Here is an 18,965-nt window from a genome sequence, read left to right as displayed (position 1 = left end):
GATTCGAATCTGTTTTTTTATTTGGTTTTATAGAGTATGAAATACCCTAAATACTAGTAAATATCAATATTTTTACGTATATTTGTAAGCATTTCTTGAAATAAATTAACGATTAAAAAATGAGTGAACAAAAATATACTGCAGATAGTATTCAAGCGCTTGAAGGAATTGAACATGTACGTATGCGTCCCTCCATGTATATTGGGGATGTTGGAGTTAGGGGATTACATCATTTAGTATATGAGGTAGTTGACAATTCCATTGATGAGGCTTTAGCCGGGTATTGCGATATTATTAATGTAAGTATAGGAAAAGATAATTCTATAACGGTAAAAGATAACGGTCGAGGTATTCCTGTAGATACCAATAAGCAGACGGGTTTGTCTGCCTTAGAATTGGTTATGACTAAAATTGGAGCAGGAGGGAAATTTGATAAAGATTCATATAAAGTTTCCGGTGGATTGCATGGAGTGGGAGTGTCCTGTGTAAATGCATTATCTACTGAATTGATTGCTACCGTTAACAGAGACGGTAAACAATACCGGCAAAAATACTCTAAAGGGGTTGCATTAACTTCTGTTGAAATTGTTGGGGTTTCCACCCATACAGGAACTACAGTAACATTTATTCCCGACAGTTCAATTTTTACCGAAACTATTTATAATTACGATACATTAGCCACTCGTCTTCGTGAACTTTCATTTTTGAACAAAGGAATTACTATTACTTTATCAGATGAACGTGAAGTAGATGAAGAAGGCAACATTAGATCGGAAGAATTTTATTCTGAAAGAGGATTAGAGGAATTTGTCGAATTTATAGATGAAAACAGAGAACCCTTGATGGACGAAATCATCCATATGGAGGGAGAAATTGATGAAATACCGGTTGAAGTTGCGATGAGATATAATACTTCGTATACGGAAAATATTCATTCGTATGTAAATAATATCAATACCCATGAAGGGGGAACACATTTAACCGGGTTTAGAAGGGCGTTAACCAGAACCTTGAAAAAATATGCCGATGAAAATATTAATTTGGCAAAAGAAAAGGTTGAAATTACCGGTGACGATTTTCGTGAAGGTTTGACTGCTGTTGTTTCCGTTAAAGTCATGGAACCTCAGTTTGAAGGACAAACCAAAACTAAATTAGGTAATTCGGAAGTTAGTTCTGCTGTAGATAAAATAGTTGCCGAAATGTTAACTAATTATCTGGAAGAACATCCTAATGAAGCAAAACAAATTGTTCAAAAAGTTCTTCTAGCAGCAAAAGCACGACAAGCGGCTAAAAAAGCAAGAGAACTTGTGCAACGAAAATCTCCGTTAGGAGGAAGCGGATTGCCTGGAAAATTAGCTGATTGTTCTTCACGTAAAGCAGAAGAAAGTGAGTTATTCTTAGTCGAAGGAGATTCAGCAGGGGGGACAGCCAAACAAGGTAGAGACAGAAACTTCCAAGCGATCCTTCCATTGAGAGGTAAAATACTTAATGTAGAAAAAGCTGTTAGCTATAAAGTATTTGAAAGTGATGAAATAAAAAATATTTATACCGCCTTAGGGGTATCTGTTGGGACAGAAGAAGATTCTAAAGAATTAAACCTTTCTAAGCTAAGATATCATAAAGTGGTAATTATGACCGATGCGGATGTAGACGGTTCTCACATTACAACTTTAATATTAACCTTTTTCTTCCGTTACATGAAAGAAATGATAGAAAAAGGATATATTTATATCGCAACCCCTCCTTTATATTTACTGAAAAAAGGAAATAAAGAATATTATGCCTGGGATGATAAACATAGAGAGGAAATAGCTTCACAATTAGGTAACGCTCAAGGTAAAGGTTTTACCGTTCAAAGGTATAAAGGTTTAGGAGAAATGAATGCTGAACAGCTTTGGGATACAACTATGAATCCTGAAAAAAGAACGTTGAGACAAGTTACTATCAATAATGCATCTGAGGCAGATCGAATATTCTCCATGTTAATGGGAGATGATGTGCCGCCACGTAGAGAATTTATTGAAAAAAATGCTGTTTATGCAAATATTGATGCTTAAAATATTATAACATTATATATAAAAAAAGCCTATTTAATAAAAATAGGCTTTTTTTATTAGTAATATTTTAGATTAAACTTGGTATACTTCTGAGTGTATTAACTTTATAACATTTATATCCTCTTTATCTAGTTGTATTTCACGAAGAGACATTAATTTCATTGGGTAACTTTTACCATCCTGATGATAGGAAGGTTGTTTATATTCAATATCATTCCATAATTTGAATCCTAATCGTTCATAAAAATTAATTCGACGTATATCCCAATGTGAAGTAGGAGGTTCCACTTCAAGTACAATAGGTTGTGAAATTTTTTCTATGAATAATTGCATAATCTTACTTCCATATCCTTTTTGTCTATGAACAGAAGAAATCGCAAAATGTTCAATAAATGTAAAAGTATTTAATTTCCAATAAGTAATGAAACCGATTCTTTCGTTGTCTTTTATACATAATAAGATTTTAAATTTATCTTTATAATCTTCATAAAGTTTAAACATTTGATCCGTAGGCCTCCTTTCTTCAACAGGAAAAGATTTTATATAATTATTTTCGACAAATGTAATTTCATTTTGATCTAAAAGATTTAATTTTTCAAGTTTCATATTAATTTATGGAATTTTATTTAAAATTGAGAGTAAACACTTTTATTAAAAAATTGAATATAATTTATTTCAAAATAATGAAATTTATTAATGATTATCAAAATAATCTGAAGAATGATAATCTTTTTCTTGATCAGTTGTATTTAAATTTTCATTGTTATCAGTACTAATGGTAGGAGAATTATTATAATTAGTAGTCGGTTCACTTTCAGTTGAAATATTATTTTCACTCTGATCATCAGTAGAAACTTTACCTTCTAGAGTGTCTAATTTATTTTGGAAACCTTGAATGACCAATGTTTGAGAATTTAGTTGTTGATCAATGTCTTTATTACGGTTTTTTAAAGTTTGTAATTCCGCTTCATTTAAAATTATCCTTTCTTTAATTTTAGTTATATTATCTTGTTCTTTGTAAGAAATTTTGGAGTTGGCTTTTAAGTCAATTTTATTGTAATCGTCACGAATAATTTTTTCTAAATATAAAATTCTATCGGAATTACGAACTTTTTCTTTAGTAAGCTTTATGGTAAAACTTTTAGCATTCGTTAAATCATCAATTGCACAAGACTTTTGAATATCTAACTTAAAATCTTCAAGAACTGGGATTGCTAATTCTTTTTCAGTAGTATTTGAATTGATGAAAGTATTAGATAAATTATGAAAAGAAGTGAATATTGTCATACTTTTATCATCATTATATTCATATGCAAAATTTCCTAACCAGCTTTCACCATTTGGTGAAAATTTAATATCCGAACCATAGACTTTATTAACAATTCCACCTTTAACTTTACCTCCTTGTTTTTTAATAAAATTCTTCCAAGTATTTACTAGGACATCCTTATTACAAATTGGTAATGTAAAACTTAAGGATTCCATAATCTTGTTTTTTTCCGTATATGAAGATTCTTCAATAGTTTGAGAATGTGCAAAAGCACAGATAAAACTTAAAAGTATAATAGATGTTTTATTCATTGTTTTAAAGATTTAATATAATGAGCTGCAATTTCCTCACCTGAACTTACCGATTTTATAGCCCATTTTATTTTTAAATTAAGTTTTTGAATTTCAGTTAACTGCCAATTTAAATGACTTTCTTCCAATTTCTTTCTCATTTCATAAAAACATATTCCGGCTGCTACAGAAACATTAAGACTTTCTGTAAAACCTATCATTGGAATTTTAATACACGCATCAGCATAATTTAAAGTTTCTTCATTTATACCTTTAAATTCAGTACCAAAAATTAAAGCTGTTGGCTGAGTTAGTTGAAAATCATAAATATCTATAGCATTTTTTTCAGGAGAAACTGCTACCAGTTGATATCCATTTTCTTTAATCTCTTTTAAAGATTCCAGATTTGAAGATTTATAAGAGATATCAATCCATTTATCGGCTCCTCTTGCTACGGTACTTTCCGGCTTAAATTCATTTCTGTTTTCCAAGGCAATCAATGATTGAAACCCAAAAGCTTCCATACTTCTAACTATGGCACCGGCATTACGATATTGATACAGATCTTCAAGTATGGGAAGTACATAATTTGACCTGTAGTTAACTAAATTTTCTATTTTTTCAAATTTTTCTTTTGATATAAAATCTGTTAAATAGTTATATAAATCCAAATTATTCAAAAATTCTTTTGAAATCATGTTTCAAAAATAACAATTAAAGCTGTTAATATTTTCATAAATTGCAATTTAAAACCGAGAAATATAGATGAAACGTAAAATTTTATTAATTTATACAGGAGGAACTATAGGAATGATCAAAGAGTATAGTACCGGAACACTAAAACCTTTTGATTTTAATGCGCTATTAAAGCATATACCCGAGATAGAACTAATTGATGTAGATATAGATATCAACGTATTTGAAAAACCTATTGATTCTTCAGACATAGATATTAATGATTGGATTAAATTAGGTAATATACTTGAAAATTCTTATTTCAAATATGACGGATTTGTAATATTGCACGGTACGGATACGATGTCTTATACTGCTTCTATGATGAGTTTTATGTTACAAGGATTGAAAAAACCTGTAGTATTTACGGGATCACAATTGCCAATTGGTGAATTGCGAACAGATGCCAAAGAAAATTTGATTACTTCAATTTATTACGCTTCTTTATATGAGAATGATAAACCTGTTATCAACGAAGTGTGTATTTATTTTGAATATAAATTATATAGAGCAAACAGAACAACCAAATTCTCAGCAGAACATTTTGATGCTTATATTTCCCCCAATTATCCTAAATTAGGAGAGTCCGGCGTCAATCTTGGAGTTTTTAAAGAATATCTTTTAAAACCTGGTCATACAGATTTTAAGGTAAATAAAAATCTGGTTAATAAAATTGATATATTCACTTTTTTTCCGGGAAAAAATAAATATTTATTAGATCGAATGGTTTCAGACAGTGATCTAGAGGGCATTATCTTAAGAACCTTCGGTTCGGGAAATATTCCTTCCGACAAAGAAACCTTAAAAGCCTTACATAAAGCCAAGGAGTTAGGAAAAGAAATTATAGTTATTACCCAATGTATAAGAGGAAATGTAAATTTTGGGAAATATCATAATAGCCTCATATTTAAAAATTTAGGGGTTATATGTGGTTATGATATAACAGTAGAAGCTGCCACAACTAAACTAATGCATTTACTCGGACAAAATTTAAAAGGAAATGTACTCAAAAAACTGTTTGAGGAAAATTTATCCGGTGAAATAACTAATTAACCCATTATTTTAGTCTTATTAAGCTAATTTAAATTGATTACAATAGATTGTAAACTAGACTTATATATTTATTTCTTATAATTTACTTTAATTAATTATAGTATATAAATATAACTTTATATTCGAGACTATAAATACTTATAAATAAAAATTATTTTATATTAATATCACAATATTAAGTACTATCAATATACTTAAGATAAGATAAATTGTTAATAAAATAAATACCATTTTAAATTAATCATTAACTAATAAAAAATGATAAAATAACAATAGAAATAGTGTGGTTTATATTAGAAAAAGTAAAAATAAGAAACTCCTAAATTAGATGTATTGTGAGATTTAAACCATTTTCCATTTTTAGAATACACTTTATTGTTATCATAAATATTATTTAACCCCCAATTATATCTAATACCTATTTCATGTTTACGAGCAAAGCTAATTCCACCACCTAAGCCGGCTGAAATATCAAATTTTGAAGCTCCTCCGTACCATTTTTTGTCTCTGTGTTTATTTTTTTCATGAATTAAATATCCAACCTGTGGACCGGCTTCTATAAAAAATTCGTGTGTTTCTTTTCCTCTACAGCAAGGAGGGAATATGAAATCTCCAAAATAGTACTTAACCATTAACGGAATGTTAATATAAGTCTGATAAAATTTAACGTTAATATCTTTACCATCTTTTTCTCCTTGTTCAGAATAAACTATTTCAGGCTTAAAAAACCAACTATCGTTGAAGTCATTAAAAGGAATTTGTGCAAACAAACCTACTGCAGGTGCAAAAATACGGGTATCTGAGTGTTTATGCACATTTCTGATATTTGTAAATTGTAAACTCCCTTTTACACCAAATTTAACTTGCGATTTTAATGTAGAAAAACTTAAAAATAAAATTACTACATAAAAAATTTGTAAATTTTTAATCATTTTATGAAATATAACTTGTAAATATTTTAAATATATTAATAAACTTTTATAAAAAATTTAACATTTGCGCAAATATAAACATTATTTTAAAATATAAAAATGAAAATAATCTGAGAAAATATCATTAAATAAATATAAAATATATGTAATAATTAAAGATTATTTATTTGTATTTTATATCATTTGTTTATATTAATACAAGAAAAAATGTTTATAAATAACTTTTTTAATTTAATTTATTTCTTAATATTTAATTCGTATGCACTTAAAATAATTATTTTTTAAATCTAAATATGTTACTATTTATAACTAGGATTAAGCTAACCATGACCTAATTAAAAATTTTTTTTTAATTTAAAAAATAACATTTAATAGTATAAAATTATAAAAAAAAAAATTATTATAAAAAACTTTTATAATAAATTTTTTAATTATGTGAAGTAAATTTTATTATTTTTAAATTATTATCATAAAAATTAATAAATAGGATAATATTTAGTTAAAAATTAACACTATTATATTTAATTTAGTTGTTAATATTTTATATTAAATAGTAACATTTTATTTAATGTATTAAATTTAATTAAAAAATAAATCAAAATGAAATGAGTTTTATATTTTATGTTTATAGAATGATATATATTTATAAATGTGTTTATTAATATAAATATGTATATTTTTATTTTCTATATTTAAAATATTAAAAATTTAGTAAGGGGAATATTGATTTTTAAAAAAATAATAGTATTTTTGCATAAAATTAACACTAATAAACGTCTTATGAAATTTAGAAGAATTATTTCCGCTCTTAATTTAGAAAATTCCTTATTGTTTATTACTTTAACATTATTTTATTGTTTTGCTAAAATGTTAAAAATAGCAACGTCTTAAAAACATATTTATCATTACATATATATTATCTTGTATTTTTAGTTGAATATAGATTTTAGATATATATATGACTAATACTTTAAAGTGATTATAAAAATTTTTAAGCTTAAAAAATAATGGGAATATGATATCATATTCCTTTTTTTTATGATTTTAAAAATTTAAATTAATTAAAATTTAAAATTATTACTAATGGATGCTTAAAATTTAAAAAATATTTTAAATTTTTTTGATACCGTAATAGATAATAAAGTTTTATTTAGGCTTTTTTGTTAAGAACTTATTTTTATTTATAAAAAAATTTTGTTACCAATGTAAAAAGTGTAGCAAAAATAATCTCAGAATATGGCACAGGCAAAAATTACCTCATTTTAATGTCGTAAGAAGTAGTTAAAATTTAATCAAATAATATTTCATTTATATATTTTTGTTAAGATTTAAATCCAAATCACTATTATATAAATCTCTTTAATTTTATTTTCAAATAAGTAATATTTGTAAAAATAATATTTTTATTAGAGATAAAATAAAGTAAATTTTATATATTTGTTTTCAAAATTGATTAGTATGAAAAAGATATTTTTAGTTTTATTTATTTTAATTTATACATTTTCTTTAGGACAGAGCGCAAAAGAAATGCTTAAAGAAATACAAGGTAAATGGAGTTTAGACGATAATAATAATGTTACCGTTGTTAGAATCATTGAAGCGCCAAATATGAGCAAAAATGAAATCTACCAAAGGGCATTAAATTATTTTACATATAATTATGTAAACGGGTCATCAGCAATTCAGACCCAAGATAAAGAGGCTGGAGTTATCGTTGGCAAAAGCCTTTATAACAATGTACATAAGGGTATCAATATCTTCACGATTAACGTTAATGCAACGTATATATTGAGAATTGATGCTAAAGAAGGTAAAGCTAGAGCTATGGTAACACTTTTACAATATGAAAAAAAAATAGTTAGTAGAAATACGGCACCAAGTTATATAACAACCAATATTGCCCAAGAATATCCAATAAATCCTAATGGTGCGAATAAAACAATTATGGCTAAAGCGTTTTATAAAACATTCAAAAAAGCCAATGCTACATTAGAAAACTTAGAAAAAACTATTAAAGAGGGTTCTACATCAAAAGATATAGAAAATTCTGATTGGTAAATTTTTAATTTTGTGACACATCATAACCATCAAAAATTTAATCCGTTGAATTATCAGCGGATTTTTTTTTAATATTTGTACAATGTAAAATTTGTATTTCTTATATTTAATATAATTATTATCATGTCCTTGTTGAAGATGATTTACGGAAATACCTTTACCTATTTTTCATTCAAATTTTACACTACCGTCTCCGGCATCACTAATTTCCGCAATTGAAAAAAATTTTTTTTATCTTTAGGTTCTCTTATGGTTGCTTTAATGGGGATCCTTTCAGAATTTTACAAAATCCAACTATCTAAATAGTTTGTTTCTTCTTTCTCTTACTAATAATACTTCTTTTTCTTCTTTTTTCATGATTATTTGGTTTAAATTTGTTTATAATTCGATTTTCTTATTATTTTTATGGATAAATTCTTGGATATTTTCTTGTGTATAAAATATTTTTTTTCCGATTTTTTGATACTTTAAAAGTCCCATAGATCTATATCTTTGAAGGGTAGCTTTGCTAATATTAAATAATTGACATAGATCTTGATTATCAAAAAAATTTTGTTCAGTAATGCAGTTTTTGAAATAAAATAACTTTTCAATTTTTTCCAGTTTTGACAATAGTTTCTGTTCTGTTTTTTGTAGTCTTTTTTCAAGTTCTTCAAGAGTGATCATTGGGGTTGTTTTCATATTTATTATTATTTATTAGTATTGGTTAAGTAGTCTATATAGTTCGTATGCAAGTTTGAGACGGACTTTACTTTACAACATATTAGTCTCTCTTCAACGATTCTTTCTATTTCCGAAAATCTGTATAAAATCCTAGTTCCTTTTCTTAAATACGTAACTTTTTTTTTATTTCTTAACCCAGATAGCGTCCTTGGACAAATAAGTAGTATTTGACAAACCTCTTTAGTTTCTAAATAAATGTGCTCAGTTTTCAATACTATTTCACCATTGTTGTTGAAAGAGGCATGATCATTAGCGCCCGTTTGCATCAACTTACATACACAGTTATAGATTCGGTCGATTTTTTCAATTAATAGGTCTTGGTCTGGGTTCTCTATAATTAACTTTTTCATAGTTATGAATTTTTTTTGTTTAATTTCATAAACGTATAAAAACGTATAAAAATGCATTATTCTATCATGTCAACATATAACTTTATTATATTTATATTATTAAGCTTTATTTTATAGTAATAAAAAATGTAGGTGCTTACGCTAATATGTAAGTTTTGATCTTGTATTGGAATGCATCCAATCTAAAAGCTCTTTTCTTGAAAAAATCAATTTATTGCCGAATTTTTTGCAGGGTATTTTTCTTTCAGAAGATAATTTATACAATTTGGATTTCGATATGTCATACCCATTTTCCGCAAGAAAAGCAATTGCAGATGTGAGGTTAATGGTATCAACAACGGGTAATTCGTTAAATTGATTAAAAAGATCTGAATAGTTATCAAATACGCTCGAAATTTCCTCTTTAAGGATTTTGCGTAATTCGTTTTCATTTAAAATTGTGAAATCTGCCATATATTTATATTTATTGGTTATATGGCAAATTAAACAATTGAAGTTTAGATATAAAAACATCTAAAAATGTTACAAACACATATTAATTAATATGGTTTTATAAACTAATACTATCGTTTTTTTTTGATTGTTTGCTAAATGTCAACTCTGTAAAGTCATTTTATTTAACTGTATCACAATTAATTATTTTTTTATACAAACGCAATTGTTCTAAAATATGCTCTAATTGATAATAATTTAATTTTTCATTGCTAATTAATTCATGAGAAATCCATCTTGATATCGTACTTCTTGTAACTTTTAAAATTTTTGATAATTGTGTTTGAGATCCAACAATTTTGTTTGGATGATTTTTAAGATATCTTTCCAGTCTATCAATTATTTTATCAATATTATTAATCTTATACTCTTTGATACAATCAAAATTAATAGTAAGAGTACGTATATCGAAATTATTAAATTGATGATGGTTTGCTACTTCTGAAATAATAGCATCATATAACGATTTAGATAATTCAGTTCTTCTAATTGTGTAGTTAGTTCGTTTTGGCATTTTAGATTTTTATTTAAAATTAAAATAAATATCTAGGATTTCCATTTTTGAGTTTTCTAAAATAATAAATATCGATTTCTTAATAACAACGAAAATATAGAAATCAGAAAAGTTGTTTCCGAATTTGTTTCGGTATTTAAACATTCTAAACACATACTATGTATAACTAACTGGTTTATAGTGTTTTATAATTTATTTTAAACGAATTACCTCTTGACTCTTAATCAAGAGGGCATCCATTTCATACATTTTTTACTTCCATTTTTATAAAATAACATACCGATTATCAACTATTTAATAAAAATAATTTTTTATTATCTAGTATTTTAAGTAATATGCATATATATTTAAGATTTGTTTAAGTATAAAGATAGTATTAATTTTTAAAAATTTATTCTTAGGATGACCTATGAAAGTAATGGATTTACTATTACTGCTGACTTTTAAAAAATACAAAAAAATTAAATATTCCTGTTGGTATAGGTATTTATTGGAGGCTGCTTTGGCATCGACATTAAAAACGGATGAACACCAACCATAGTCGTTGGTATAAGCTATAATTATAATTTTATAAGGCTTTAATTTATATTTATTTATGAGAAAAAATAGATTGTTGTATTTTAAATCATGAATTTTTTGGTCACATAAATCTTTTATTGTAAATTTGTATGTATTTAAATTAGACATTAGACATTTGACATAGAAAAATTAATTGAACATTCTAAATCACTCTGAATTACTCAATACAGAGTGATTTTTTATATTCTAAAGTAAACTTTTATTATGATGTAGAATATTCAAATTCCTAATTATTATATTAAAGATAATATTTAAAAATTTATTTAATAATAAATTAGTACAATATCTTTAATACAAATTGTAATAAACTTCTGTTACAAATTTAAAATAATGCAACAAAAATGAGCAGAATTAGGCACAAGTAAAAAAACGTAAAAAAGCGCTATAATCCGTATAAATACAAGAAAATCCGCTATATAAGCGAGTTTATTAGCAGAGAGGATAGTCTCTTTCTAAAATATCGTAACATTGTTCTATAATATCCAATTTTTATATTACGGTAACGGTTTTATAACACTCCTAAAAAAGAAAAACTACAATTAAACATTGATTATCCCGAAGTTTATAATCGTACGTTCAGCGTAGTTTTATTCAAGCTTTTCGCAAGTATCTAAATATAGATATTTGCGCCTTGCACTAAATTTATAACTCTTTCTATTAGTTAATAGGAGGTAATCCCAGCTCTTTTAGAAATTCATTATGTTTATCCGTGTTTGTTTTTATGCTTTCGTTTATTGATATCAATTTTTTATTCACCTCTTGTAAATCAATTGGTACTTCCTCTTCTGATATATTTACATATCTCGAAATATTTAGGTTATACCCATTTTTCTCAATTTCTTCCATCGAAACTTTACGAGAATATCGTTCTATTTCATATCGGTGCTGATATGTTTCGACAATTTTATCTATATGTTTATCTTCTAATGAATTTTGTCTTTTACCTTTTACATAATATTCACTTGCGTTAATAAACAAAATATCATCCTCTTTTTTACATTTTTTCAAAACCAGAATACAAACCGGAATACCTGTTGAATAGAATAAATTGGAAGGTAATCCAATAACCGTGTCAATATTATTATCTTTTAATAGCTTAGTTCGTATTCGCTCCTCTGCTCCTCCACGAAATAAAACACCATGAGGCAGTATAATAGCCATAGTTCCTTCTTTAGCTAAAAAGTGAAATCCGTGTAACAAAAAAGCAAAGTCAGCTGCTGATTTTGGCGATAACCCATGGCTTTTAAAACGAAAATCTTCTGCCAGAGTATCGTTCGGCTCCCAGCGTAAACTAAAAGGCGGATTAGCTACTATCGCATCAAACTCAATCTTCTTAGAAGGATTCATTTCGTTCAATATATCCCATTGGTTAAGCAAAGTGTCTCCGTGGAAAATTTCAAACTCGGTGTCTTTCATGCCGTGTAGAAGCATGTTCATCCGTGCCAGATTGTAAGTCGTTACGTTTTTTTCCTGCCCGTATATTTTCCCTATGGTACCGCCATTTTCCCTTAATTTGGTTCTTACATTCAAAAGTAACGAACCCGAACCACAGGCAAAATCTAATACTTTGTCCAATTTAGGTCTTGGACCTCTTACAGGGTCTTGAGTATCTAAGATAACAATTCGGGAAAGAATGGTTGAAATTTGTTGAGGAGTATAAAACTCTCCTGCCTTTTTTCCTGAACCGGCTGCAAATTTTCCAATCAAATATTCATAAGCATCTCCAAGAGTATCGGTATCTGTAGAAAAATCAGCAATGCCTTCGGCTATTTTTGTAATTATCTTACAAAGCTTATCATTTCTTTCTTTGGAAGTTTTTCCGAGTTTTTCCGAGTTCAAGTTGATTTCAGAAAACAAACCCTTAAATGTGGTTTCAAACGATTCGTTTTCAATGTAACGGAACCCTTTTTGGAGTGTTTCCAATAAATCATTATCTTGAGTACGAGCCAGTTCGATAACATTACTCCATAAATATTTCGGTTTGATAACATAATGCACTTTTCTACGCATCTGCATTTCAAAATCTTCTATATCTTCTTGGTTTTTATCGTACCAGATTTGTAAAGGGGGAGGTACAATAAAATCAACTAGGTTATCTTTAGAAGGACTTTTGGGATAATCTTTTCCTAATTCCTTTTTGGCTGCTTCTTCATAATTAAAAGACAGATACCGGAGAAAGAGAAATGAAAGCATATAGTCACGAAAGTCATCCGCATTCATGGCTCCTCGCAATTGATCTGCTATATCCCAAAGGGTATCCCCTAATTTATTTTTATCTTGTTGTGTCATACTGTTTCTGTTTAAGTTTTTTAGTTAAATATTTCTGGAAAATGAAATTCATACTTTTCCGTAAAACCGGTAAAAATTCTTTTGAAAAGTTCTTTGTTGTCATCTCCCATTTCCACAGGATCGAATATTGAATATTTACCATGGCTAAATAATTGTAATGCCCGTTCAAAAAGCACTTCATCTTCTAAACCGACAATACATTTATCAATTTTATCATAACCAAAAAAAGTTGCCGTTTTTTCTAAAATACTTCTCAAGGAATTAAAATGATAGGTATAAATTTTATTTGATTCACAGACTTTTTTTAATTCGCTCAGTATGGCTATATGATGAAAAAAAGGGGTATCTTTGGTATTTTGTAAAGCATATCCATCAGTTCCTTTACTATGTAAAAAATAACGTTTATACTGCAGTTTTTTTCTACCAGATTCATTGAAAAGTACGTTAAAGAACAAGCTGTGATGCGTTGAAATTACCGTTTTAATCGTGTTACCTTTTGTGGAAATTAAATTACATAAATCACAAGCAACCGCAATAGCATTATTTTCATCAAGGGAGGATATGGGATCATCAATATAAATATACTTCACCCAACTGTATGCAGGGTCTTTATCAATAGCTAACTGACAAATGGCAAGAAAAAAACACCATATAAATAAGGTCTCTTCTCCTCTTGAGATTTTAATATTCTCTACAGTTTGTTCATTTCCGTCAACAATCATGCTTCGTGAAAAAGCTACGGTGGAGGAATCATAATCGATGTCGAACTTTAAATCTGCATAATTATTAAAGAATGATTCAATTTTGATATCCAAATCCAACTCATGTAATCCGTCAAAAAATACAGAGTCAGGATTTAATTTAAGTACTCGGTTGGTATCATTTTCAAGGTCATTATTCCAGGAGAATAAATCTTCAGTAAACGCATTGAAATATAAAGTATCCCGACTGGATACATTACCATCAACATCAACCTTTTTTCCTGCCTGTTTAAATTCCATGGAAAGCCGTGTTTTACCACTTCCATTATGTGCAAATAATAATACCAAATTTTTCATTGGGCGATTGTCACCCGTTAAATCCTTTCGGAGATGTTGGGCTACCTCTGAAAGGTTTGTAAAATTAATTATTGTACTCATTTTCTAGTCGTTTATTTTAGGAAACAATCCCTGCATCAAACCTTTTTTATGTAGTTTTAGCTGTTCTATCTTTTCTGTTTGCGCTGTGATTAAAGCATCTAAGGATGATAGGCAAGAGGCGATTTTTTGTTGTTCTTTGATAGTTTTAGGTATCATTAACTCAATTCCTTTTAGTTCATCTAAACCAATTCTTTTTCTGGTTGAACCTGTTGATTTTTTTTCAATAGCTTCTCTTATTTGTTTTGAATTTATTATTGAATAAATAAAATATTTCGAGTATTTTTTCTCGTCTACAACTAATCTTATGCCATCAGAAGCCATAACACATCTATTTAGGTAAGATGGTATAATACAAGCTCGACCAACAGGATCACCCATCTTTGATAAGATTATTTCATCCGAGTAGATATTGCAGCTTAACAATTCATCGGCTTTCTCTTTTGAAGTATAGATTTTGTATTCATTATTAAATTCTCCATTACCAATATTTTGGAGTTGAATAATTCGAATTCCTTCTGTTGTATAATCACAAGCTTTTAGGTTTGAACCAAAAGGCCCACCAGTAAAACTCCATTTGATTTTTTTATCTGTTGTCTCAATTATTTTCTTTTCCACCCACTCTCCATCTTTCTCAAATTCCTTAAACCTATATTTAGGTACTTTTTCCCCTTCTTGAGGAAAAAGCTTTTGCATTAATCCTTTTTTGTGGTCTTTAAGCAGATTCAGCTTTTGGCCTTGAGCTGCTATCATCTCATCTAAAGAGGAAAGGCAGGAAGCTATTTTTTGTTGTTCTTCAGGATTCTTAGGAACTATAAATTTGTATTTTAGAAAGTTCTTACTATTAATTGAGTTTATTGTCGCTCCCAAGTCAGCCTTAACTTGTCTCTCATACCTTTCTGTTTGAAATAGCTGAAAAACAAATTCAGGTTTTTCAGCTCTAAAAACTGTCATAAAAGCGCCGTGAGTAGCAAATGGTATTCCTTTTGGAATAATTGCATTTTTCCCAATTAGTGATTTCGAACCATTTCTAACACAAATTAAAATATCATTCGGTTCTGAAAAATTGGCTCCTTTTATGTCAGTTCTAACATAAACACAATCATTTAAAGCAATTAATCCATTTAGAATGTTAGAAGAACGCAATACTAACAAACCTTTTCCTCTTACATCATTTGGACTATAAGTAAGTCCATTAATTAACTCACCTAAACTATTTAGCTCTTTCTCTTCCCATTCCTCTTCATCCACAAACTCAGGAAAACGCAATTCAGGTATTAATTTAGTCTTTTTACTCATAAGCTGTTAATCCTGATATTTCACGTCCTTGGGCTAATTTATTTAATTGGGGTACTAGGTCTTCCATCAATGCTAATTCTTTAACCCTGCGTTCTTTCCAGCCTAAGCTTAAGGGTTCTAATAAATCCGTAAGCTTTTCCCCGTCAAAAATCATCCGGCTCATGATCTCTTCTACAAAAGCTTTCAGGTCTGCTGTTTCTAATCCGTACTTGTGAGCTATGGCAGCCAGTTCTTTGTTGTATTTTTGAACTTTAAATGTATTGTACCCTTGATAAAGCGACTTTACATCCTGTCCGCTGTTCCAATCCAAACTGTTGATATATTCGGTTAAATCTTCTTCTTCTTCCATTAAATTGGAATTGGATTTCAGCAAACTAATTACCTGTTCTTTAGTCATCTTATGCTTAGAAGGTTTCTTTTGCGTATTGTCTGCAATCAGATTCATGATATAATCATAGTCTATTATAGCAGAGGCAAACAATACAAATTCAAAATCCAGTTGTTGAATTTCTGGCGGTACTTCATCGCCTCCTTTTTGCTGGATTTCTCTTAGTCGCTTCGCTGTTTCCAAATACGAACTTCTAAATCCTTGTAAAGTTTCGTAAGGTAAAATGGTTTCGATGGTAGTTTTTTGATCTTCATCCAAGTCTGTATATTGATCAAGCTGGGTTTTAAGTCGTTGTACCTCTTTAAAGTTTTTCACAAAGGTAATCCTCGCAGCATCTCCTCTCAATCCGTATACTTCTTGCGGTTCATTAACAAGGTTTTGTTTTTGCATAAAATCTCCCAATTTACCTACGGCTTCTTTATATTTTTCAATAATTACCGGAGCAGGATCAACCAGCCAAATTTTTCTGGACTGTCCACTGTCTTCTCCCGAAAAAAGAGCGATAGCTTGATTTACGGCATCCTGCTGCGAACGGAAATCTAAGATATTGCCGTAAGGCTTGGAATCATTGAGTACCCGATTGGTTCGTGAAAATGCCTGAATCAGTCCGTGATATTTTAGGTTTTTGTCTACGTACAAAGTATTAAGGTATTTGCTGTCAAAACCTGTGAGCAACATATCCACTACTATGGTAATATCAATTTTATTTTTATGTGGATAATCTTTATTACTATATTTTTGATCTTTAATGCGTTTTTGTACGTCCTGATAGTATAAATCAAACTCATGGATGCTATGATTCGTACCGTATTGTATATTGTAATCGGTAATAATTTCCGTTAAAGCTCTTTTCTTTTCTTCAGGGTTTTGTGTATTGTCTTCTCTTTCCTGAATTAAATCTTCCTGAAGTTGCTTAATATCTGCTGCATTCTTTTGGCTTTGACGGTCTCCATCCTTAGCAATTAACTGTACGGGTGGTGAAAATACACAAGCAATATTCAATGGCAGATAATTAGGATTTTCGCTTTGTTTCTTTTTCTGAACTTCTTTGAATAACTGATAGTATACAATAGCATTATCGATAGAAGCAGTAGCCAAAATAGCATTAAATTTTCTGTTGTTGGTTGCTCCATTATGCTTCTCCAAAATAGACTCCACAACCGCCTTTCGTTCAACCGTTTCTCCCTGATTTATTTTAGTAGAATTTTTGCCCTTAAAAAAATCTATGTGGAAACGCAATACATTTCTATCATCAATAGCATGAGTGATGGTATATTTATGCAACTCTTGATCAAATATATCTTTAGTCACTTTGTATGTTGCTTTTCCATCTTCTCTTATAACATTAGTCGCATTATCTTCAAAAATGGGTGTACCTGTAAAACCAAATAGCTTTGCATTGGGAAAAAACGCTTTTATAGCTGTATTATAATTTCCAAATTGAGAACGATGGCATTCGTCAAAAATGAAAACCATACGTTTATCTTTCAAAGGTTCTAACCTCTTTTTATAAATTTCTTTACCGTTTTTTTCCTTTGCTTTGTTATGCTTACTATCTTCCTCAGCTAAAGCCAAACCCAATTTTTGGATGGTGGTAACAATTACTTTGTCGGCATAGTCGGTAGAAAGCAAACGCCTTACCAATGTTTCTGTATTGGTATTTTCTTCTACACTCCCTTCTTGAAATCTATTGAATTCCTCACGGGTTTGTCTATCGAGGTCTTTCCGGTCAACCACAAACAAACATTTTTCAATATCAGGCATGTCTTTCATTAAAGTAGAAGCTTTGAAAGATGTTAGGGTTTTACCACTTCCTGTGGTATGCCAAATATAACCGTTTCCTAAGTTTTGTTTAATAGATTTAATAATAGCCTCTACTGCATAAATCTGATACGGACGCATCACAAGCAATTTTTGTTCGCTTTCCACCAGTACCATATATTTACTAATCATTTCTCCAAGTGTGCATTTTTTGAGGAATTTATCTGCAAAATCATAAAGATTATTAACCTTGTTATTATTGATGTCAGCTAATTCATAAACCGGAAGAAACTGTTCATCTGCATTAAATGCAAAATGCTCATTTTTATTATTCGCAAAGTATAAGGTTCTGCTTCCATTACTCACTATAAATAACTGCATAAAGCAAAGCAGAGAGTTTCCGTAACCATTGCCCGGTTCGTTTTTATAATCCACTATTTGCTGCATGGCTTTTCGCGGCGAGATATCATACTTCTTTAATTCAATCTGCACCACAGGCAAACCATTGATTAAAAGAATAACATCATAACGTTGATTACTGTTTTCTGTATTAATGCGTAATTGATGTATAACTTCATAATTATTTTTACACCAATCTTTGATGTTTACTAAAGTATAGTGTAGAGGAGTTCCATCTTCACGCTGAAAGTATTGTTTTTCACGCAACATTTTGGATGTAATAAATACATCGGAATTAATTATTTCTTCCCGAAGTCGAGAAAACTCACTATCTGTAAGATGAACACGGTTAAGCTCTTCAAATTTGGCTTTAAAGTTTTCCTCAAGCGTTTTTCTATCAACTATATCCGGGCGATAATTATATTTTAACTCTGAAAGTTGTTTAATTAATTTTTTCTCTATTTCTATTTCTTTAATCATATATAAATGTATATGCCAAAATGATATATTTTATTCCCTGTTCTGTTAATTAGAGATGGTTAATAATTTATCTGTTCTGTTACTAGTTAATTAGATAAAGATTACAAATATACATAAAAAGCAACGCTTATTGATGATTATAAATCATATTTACTATTCT

Annotated in this window: 15 protein-coding genes; 3 read left to right on the top strand and 12 right to left on the bottom strand. The window is 28.8% G+C overall.

Annotated elements, in window-relative coordinates; translation table 11 throughout:
• The first annotated feature begins 119 nt into the window (after positions 1–119).
• Entirely contained in the window at positions 120–2,057 is a 1,938-nt protein-coding gene (gyrB, locus tag C4S75_RS07615; protein WP_105297703.1) for a DNA topoisomerase (ATP-hydrolyzing) subunit B, read from the top strand.
• A 72-nt stretch (positions 2,058–2,129) separates the two neighbouring features.
• On the opposite strand, the gene C4S75_RS07610 is transcribed toward gyrB, so the two are convergent.
• The 3 genes from C4S75_RS07610 to C4S75_RS07600 form a co-directional block, all read right to left on the bottom strand.
• Positions 2,130–2,663 carry a GNAT family N-acetyltransferase gene (locus C4S75_RS07610; RefSeq protein WP_105297702.1) on the bottom strand — a complete coding sequence of 178 codons (534 nt, stop codon included), beginning with the start codon at positions 2,661–2,663 and terminating at the stop codon, positions 2,130–2,132.
• Positions 2,664–2,750: 87 nt separating this feature from the next.
• Complete coding sequence (locus C4S75_RS07605) at positions 2,751–3,638, bottom strand: hypothetical protein (RefSeq protein WP_105297701.1); 888 nt, start codon at positions 3,636–3,638, stop codon at positions 2,751–2,753.
• Positions 3,635–4,315, bottom strand: coding sequence for an RNA methyltransferase (locus tag C4S75_RS07600; RefSeq protein ID WP_105297700.1), 681 nt, complete (start codon positions 4,313–4,315; stop codon positions 3,635–3,637). The genes C4S75_RS07605 and C4S75_RS07600 overlap by 4 nt, the downstream gene beginning before the upstream one ends.
• Before the next feature lie 67 nt (positions 4,316–4,382).
• Here C4S75_RS07600 and C4S75_RS07595 point away from each other — a divergent pair, with 67 nt between their 5' ends.
• Positions 4,383–5,405, top strand: coding sequence for an asparaginase (locus C4S75_RS07595; protein ID WP_105297699.1), 1,023 nt, complete (start codon positions 4,383–4,385; stop codon positions 5,403–5,405).
• Between the two features lie 293 nt (positions 5,406–5,698).
• Here C4S75_RS07595 and C4S75_RS07590 read toward each other — a convergent pair whose 3' ends face one another.
• Complete coding sequence (locus tag C4S75_RS07590; protein ID WP_105297698.1) at positions 5,699–6,337, bottom strand: porin family protein; 639 nt, start codon at positions 6,335–6,337, stop codon at positions 5,699–5,701.
• Positions 6,338–7,795: 1,458 nt separating this feature from the next.
• Here C4S75_RS07590 and C4S75_RS07585 point away from each other — a divergent pair.
• A complete protein-coding gene (locus C4S75_RS07585) occupies positions 7,796–8,395 on the top strand; it encodes a DUF4468 domain-containing protein (protein WP_105297697.1) in 600 nt (199 codons plus the stop codon).
• A gap of 378 nt (positions 8,396–8,773) precedes the next feature.
• Here the strand turns inward: C4S75_RS07585 and C4S75_RS07580 are convergent, their stop codons facing one another.
• The 8 genes from C4S75_RS07580 to C4S75_RS07540 all read right to left on the bottom strand — a co-directional run bounded on the left by C4S75_RS07580 (position 8,774) and on the right by C4S75_RS07540 (position 18,805).
• Positions 8,774–9,076, bottom strand: a complete 303-nt coding sequence (locus tag C4S75_RS07580; RefSeq protein ID WP_221404067.1) for a helix-turn-helix domain-containing protein — start codon at positions 9,074–9,076, stop codon at positions 8,774–8,776.
• Between the two features lie 8 nt (positions 9,077–9,084).
• Complete coding sequence (locus C4S75_RS10235; protein WP_158254234.1) at positions 9,085–9,384, bottom strand: helix-turn-helix domain-containing protein; 300 nt, start codon at positions 9,382–9,384, stop codon at positions 9,085–9,087.
• A gap of 225 nt (positions 9,385–9,609) precedes the next feature.
• Positions 9,610–9,921, bottom strand: coding sequence for a helix-turn-helix domain-containing protein (locus tag C4S75_RS07570; protein WP_146105598.1), 312 nt, complete (start codon positions 9,919–9,921; stop codon positions 9,610–9,612).
• Positions 9,922–10,081: 160 nt separating this feature from the next.
• Positions 10,082–10,474, bottom strand: a complete 393-nt coding sequence (locus tag C4S75_RS07565; protein WP_105297695.1) for a hypothetical protein — start codon at positions 10,472–10,474, stop codon at positions 10,082–10,084.
• Between the two features lie 1,236 nt (positions 10,475–11,710).
• Positions 11,711–13,342: a type I restriction-modification system subunit M gene (locus tag C4S75_RS07555; RefSeq protein ID WP_105297693.1), complete on the bottom strand. Its 1,632-nt coding sequence runs from the start codon at positions 13,340–13,342 to the stop codon at positions 11,711–11,713.
• 20 nt (positions 13,343–13,362) lie between these two features.
• Complete coding sequence (locus tag C4S75_RS07550; RefSeq protein WP_105297692.1) at positions 13,363–14,481, bottom strand: AAA family ATPase; 1,119 nt, start codon at positions 14,479–14,481, stop codon at positions 13,363–13,365.
• Between the two features lie 3 nt (positions 14,482–14,484).
• Entirely contained in the window at positions 14,485–15,777 is a 1,293-nt protein-coding gene (locus C4S75_RS10110) for a restriction endonuclease subunit S (RefSeq protein ID WP_158254233.1), read from the bottom strand.
• The gene (locus C4S75_RS07540) at positions 15,770–18,805 is read right to left on the bottom strand and encodes a type I restriction endonuclease subunit R (RefSeq protein ID WP_105297691.1); all 3,036 of its coding nucleotides are present in this window, start codon (positions 18,803–18,805) and stop codon (positions 15,770–15,772) included. Before C4S75_RS07540 ends, C4S75_RS10110 begins: the two co-directional genes overlap by 8 nt.
• Positions 18,806–18,965: the final 160 nt, after the last annotated feature.

The sequence above is a fragment of the Apibacter sp. wkB309 genome (assembly GCF_002964915.1).
Lineage (GTDB): Bacteria > Bacteroidota > Bacteroidia > Flavobacteriales > Weeksellaceae > Apibacter.
Note: the sequence above shows the minus strand (reverse complement) of the source record. Positions and strands in the feature narration are given on the sequence as shown.

Bases quoted from the DNA above. Each gene is read 5' to 3' on its own strand.
- gyrB (WP_105297703.1), top strand. From the start codon at position 120: ATGAGTGAACAAAAATATACTGCAGATAGTATTCAAGCGCTTGAAGGA.
- C4S75_RS07610 (WP_105297702.1), bottom strand. From the start codon at position 2,663: ATGAAACTTGAAAAATTAAATCTTTTAGATCAAAATGAAATTACATTT.
- C4S75_RS07605 (WP_105297701.1), bottom strand. From the start codon at position 3,638: ATGAATAAAACATCTATTATACTTTTAAGTTTTATCTGTGCTTTTGCA.
- C4S75_RS07600 (WP_105297700.1), bottom strand. From the start codon at position 4,315: ATGATTTCAAAAGAATTTTTGAATAATTTGGATTTATATAACTATTTA.
- C4S75_RS07595 (WP_105297699.1), top strand. From the start codon at position 4,383: ATGAAACGTAAAATTTTATTAATTTATACAGGAGGAACTATAGGAATG.
- C4S75_RS07590 (WP_105297698.1), bottom strand. From the start codon at position 6,337: ATGATTAAAAATTTACAAATTTTTTATGTAGTAATTTTATTTTTAAGT.
- C4S75_RS07585 (WP_105297697.1), top strand. From the start codon at position 7,796: ATGAAAAAGATATTTTTAGTTTTATTTATTTTAATTTATACATTTTCT.
- C4S75_RS07580 (WP_221404067.1), bottom strand. From the start codon at position 9,076: ATGAAAACAACCCCAATGATCACTCTTGAAGAACTTGAAAAAAGACTA.
- C4S75_RS10235 (WP_158254234.1), bottom strand. From the start codon at position 9,384: ATGCAAACGGGCGCTAATGATCATGCCTCTTTCAACAACAATGGTGAA.
- C4S75_RS07570 (WP_146105598.1), bottom strand. From the start codon at position 9,921: ATGGCAGATTTCACAATTTTAAATGAAAACGAATTACGCAAAATCCTT.
- C4S75_RS07565 (WP_105297695.1), bottom strand. From the start codon at position 10,474: ATGCCAAAACGAACTAACTACACAATTAGAAGAACTGAATTATCTAAA.
- C4S75_RS07555 (WP_105297693.1), bottom strand. From the start codon at position 13,342: ATGACACAACAAGATAAAAATAAATTAGGGGATACCCTTTGGGATATA.
- C4S75_RS07550 (WP_105297692.1), bottom strand. From the start codon at position 14,481: ATGAGTACAATAATTAATTTTACAAACCTTTCAGAGGTAGCCCAACAT.
- C4S75_RS10110 (WP_158254233.1), bottom strand. From the start codon at position 15,777: ATGAGTAAAAAGACTAAATTAATACCTGAATTGCGTTTTCCTGAGTTT.
- C4S75_RS07540 (WP_105297691.1), bottom strand. From the start codon at position 18,805: ATGATTAAAGAAATAGAAATAGAGAAAAAATTAATTAAACAACTTTCA.